This is a genomic window from Actinokineospora sp. (assembly GCF_050699995.1).
Lineage (GTDB): Bacteria > Actinomycetota > Actinomycetes > Mycobacteriales > Pseudonocardiaceae > Actinokineospora.
Map to the genome: position 1 here is coordinate 1 of NZ_JBOHGC010000353.1, position 3,678 is coordinate 3,678.

Here is a 3,678-nt window from a genome sequence, read left to right on the forward strand (position 1 = left end):
CGCCACCGAGATCCCTGATCTGGGGCCTGCTCCCCTGGTGGTCGACGTCGAAGTGGCGCCGACCATCGCCGCCGGTCCCGTGGCCTGGGGACTGGCTCCGCACCTCGCCGAACTGCTGCCAGGGGCGGTATCCGTCGCACCGTCCGAGGTGGCCGAGGTGGCCGAGGTGAGGTCCAAAGTGGTCATCGTGACCACCCGGGACGCACATCGGCATCCCGTCGCGAGCGATCTCGTGCGGCGACTGGTCGAGGCGTCGGCGACGGTGGTGCACGTCGAGACCGGGATCCCCGGCCCCGGTCTCGGCGCCGCCGCCCGGATCGACACGCACAGCGGCTCGTGGTCGAGTCTGCGGGCCGCGGCCGAACTCCTCGCCTTCCGCGACGGACGGCTCAGACCCCCGACTGCCGCCTCGCGGTAGTCCCCACACGTCCCTCCGCACCCGCATCGCGGAGTGGTCGCCGGCAGTGCCTGAGCCCGCGCGCCCATCAGGTTTGGCCGGTTCGTTCACATCCCTGCTCTCCAATGAGGTGAACTATGTCCAAATTCCGATGGCATCTCACCGCGGCCTTAGTCGCGGCGGCGACCGTGACGGTGGCACTGGTCGCCGCGCCCGCCAGCGGCGCCGCGACACCGACCGCGGAGTTCGTGAAGACATCCGACTGGGGAAGCGGATGGGAGGCCAAGTACACGATCCGCAACGGCGGTTCGTCGACGCTCACCAGCTGGACGGTGGCATTCGACCTGCCTGCGGGCACGACGATCTCGTCTTCGTGGGACGCCACCCGCAGCCAGTCCGGGAACCGGCACACGTTCAAGAACCTGTCGTGGAACGGGTCCATCGCCCCGGGTGGCACCGCGTCCTTCGGGTTCGTCGCGGCGGGCCCTGGGTCGCCGTCGGGCTGCACGCTGAACGGTGTGTCCTGCGGTGGCGGCACCCCGCCCACCAGCACGACGAACCCGACAACCACGACCAACCCCACGACGACCACAACCAACCCGACGACCACCACGGGGCCGACGACACCTCCCCCGCCGCCGGGTTCCAAGGTGATCGGCTACTTCGCGCAGTGGGGCGTCTACGGGCGCAACTACCACGTGAAGAACATCGTCACGAGCGGGTCCGCGTCGAAGCTGACGCACATCAACTACGCGTTCGGCAATGTCCAGAATGGACAGTGCACGATCGGCGACAGCTACGCCGACTATGACAAGGCGTACACGGCCGCCGACAGCGTCGATGGTGTGGCGGACACGTGGGACCAGCCGCTGCGCGGCAGCTTCAACCAGCTGCGCAAGCTGAAGAAGGCGTACCCGCACATCAAGGTGATCTGGTCGTTCGGCGGCTGGACCTGGTCCGGCGGCTTCGGCCAGGCCGCGCAGAACCCGGCGGCGTTCGCGGAGTCCTGCTACAAGCTGGTCGAGGACCCGCGCTGGGCCGACGTGTTCGACGGCATCGACATCGACTGGGAGTACCCGAACGCCTGTGGTCTGACCTGTGACACCAGCGGTCCGGCTTCCTTCAAGAACCTGATGAGCGCCCTGCGCGGCCGGTTCGGCTCCGCGAACCTGCTGACCGCGGCGATCACCGCGGACGGCTCGTCCGGCGGCAAGATCGACGCCGCCGACTACGGCGGCGCGGCGCAGTACGTGGACTGGTACATGCCGATGACGTATGACTTCTTCGGGGCGTGGGCGGCCCAGGGCCCGACCGCGCCGCACTCGCCGCTGACGTCCTACGCCGGGATCCCGCAGCAGGGTTTCAACTCCGACGCGGCGATCCAGAAGTTGAAGTCGAAGGGTGTTCCGGCCTCGAAGCTGTTGCTGGGCATCGGTTTCTACGGTCGCGGATGGACTGGGGTCACCCAGTCCGCGCCCGGCGGCACCGCCACCGGCGCGGCGGCGGGAACCTACGAGCAGGGTATCGAGGACTACAAGGTCCTCAAGACGAAGTGCCCGGCCAACGGCGCCATCGCGGGCACCGCGTACGCGCACTGCGGCAACAACTGGTGGAGCTACGACACCCCGGCCACCATCGCGGGCAAGAAGGGCTACGCCGGCCAACAGGGTCTCGGCGGAATGTTCTTCTGGGAACTGTCCGGTGACACCACGAACGGAGAACTGATCACCGCGATCCGCGGCTGAACTCGCACGGTTCCCGGTCTTCCGACTGGGACGAGTCGGAATGGGCGGCTGCCCCGGGGTTTCCCCGGGGCAGCCGTTCCCTTCTATTCAGTGAATACAGCAACAACTGGGGATAGTCTGGCAAATGACCGCAAGTTCTCCGGCCACACGACGGGTTGTCACAAAGGTGTTCGGGTGTGCACGATCTGTGACACCTGCATCAACGACTCGTCGGCCCGCTCTCCCCTGCATTGAGTGGCCGCGGGAAGGAAGAACCATGAGAAAGTCCCTCCTCGGTATGCCCGGAAAAGCCGGGTTGCTCGCCGTGGGCGTGCTCGCGGCGCTCGCGACCTCGGCGGGAGCATCGGCCGCGGCCCCGCCGCCGTCCCAGCCGGGCGACGTCAGCCCGTTGGTCGTCGGCGGCACCCCGGCCGCCAAGGGCGAGTTCCCGTGGATGGTCCGGCTGTCCATGGGCTGCGGAGGCGCGATGTACTCCGAGCAGCTCGTGCTCACCGCGGCCCACTGTGTCAGCGGCACCGGCAACAACACGGGGATCACGGCGAAGTACGGCGTGGTCGACCTTCAGGACTCGACCGCGACGACGCGGACTTCCAGCTATGTCTACAAGAACCCGGGTTATGGCACGTCCGTGGGTGGCGACTGGGCGTTCATCAAGCTGTCGAGCCCGATCACGGGGGCGGCGCTGCTGCCCATCGCGAAGACCAAGGACTACGACACCGGCATGTTCACCATCGCCGGGTGGGGCGACACCTCCGAGGGCGGCACCACGTCCCGGTACCTGCTCAAGGCCCAGGTCCCGCTGGTCGACGACGCGACCTGCAAGGCGTCGAGCAGCTACTACTCCGCTCTGATCTTCAACGCGGAGATCTGCGCCGGCTATGAGGAGGGCGGCACCGACACCTGTCAGCAGGACTCGGGTGGCCCGATGTTCCGCCGGGACGACAACAACGCGTGGATCCAGGTGGGCATCGTCAGCCATGGCGAGGGCTGCGCGCGTCCGAACGCCCCGGGGGTCTACACGGAGGTGAGTTCGTTCGCGTCGGCTATCGAGGCCAAGGCGAAGGAGCTGGGCGGTGGTGACACGCAGCCGCCCACGGGGAAGGTCTTCGAGAACACCAACAACGTCACCATTGCCGATAATGGCGCCGCGGTGACCAGCTCGGTCGCGGTCAGCGGTGTCGCGGGCAACGCTCCGTCGACGCTGCAGGTGGGTGTGGACATCAAGCACACCTGGCGCGGCGACCTCGTCATCGACCTGGTGGCCCCGGACGGCTCGACGTACCGGATGAAGAGCTCCTCGAGCAACGACTCCGCCGACAATGTGATCACCACGTACACGGTGAACGCGTCGAGCGAGGTCGCCAACGGCACCTGGAAGCTGAAGGTCCAGGACGTCGCCAGCTACGACACCGGCTACATCGACTCCTGGAAGCTGACCTTCTAAAGCGTGCTCCCAGCCCCCACGCTGGAATGGTCACCGATCGCACCGTGGGGCTCTGGGGGGTCGCCCCCCAGAAACAACGCAAAGGTGCCCCC

The 3,678-nt window shown here is 67.5% G+C and carries 2 protein-coding genes and 2 pseudogenes; all 4 read left to right on the plus strand.

The window, feature by feature from the left end:
- Positions 1 to 418: pseudogene (locus ACRDSQ_RS17410) on the plus strand (glycoside hydrolase family 3 protein); the annotation flags it as partial.
- A gap of 116 nt (positions 419 to 534) precedes the next feature.
- Entirely contained in the window at positions 535 to 2,142 is a 1,608-nt protein-coding gene (locus tag ACRDSQ_RS17415) for a glycosyl hydrolase family 18 protein (protein ID WP_431422456.1), read from the plus strand.
- A 256-nt stretch (positions 2,143 to 2,398) separates the two neighbouring features.
- A pseudogene (locus tag ACRDSQ_RS17420) lies at positions 2,399 to 3,211 on the plus strand (S1 family peptidase); the annotation flags it as partial.
- Between the two features lie 138 nt (positions 3,212 to 3,349).
- Entirely contained in the window at positions 3,350 to 3,586 is a 237-nt protein-coding gene (locus ACRDSQ_RS17425; protein WP_431422457.1) for a proprotein convertase P-domain-containing protein, read from the plus strand.
- The last annotated feature ends 92 nt before the right edge of the window (positions 3,587 to 3,678 follow it).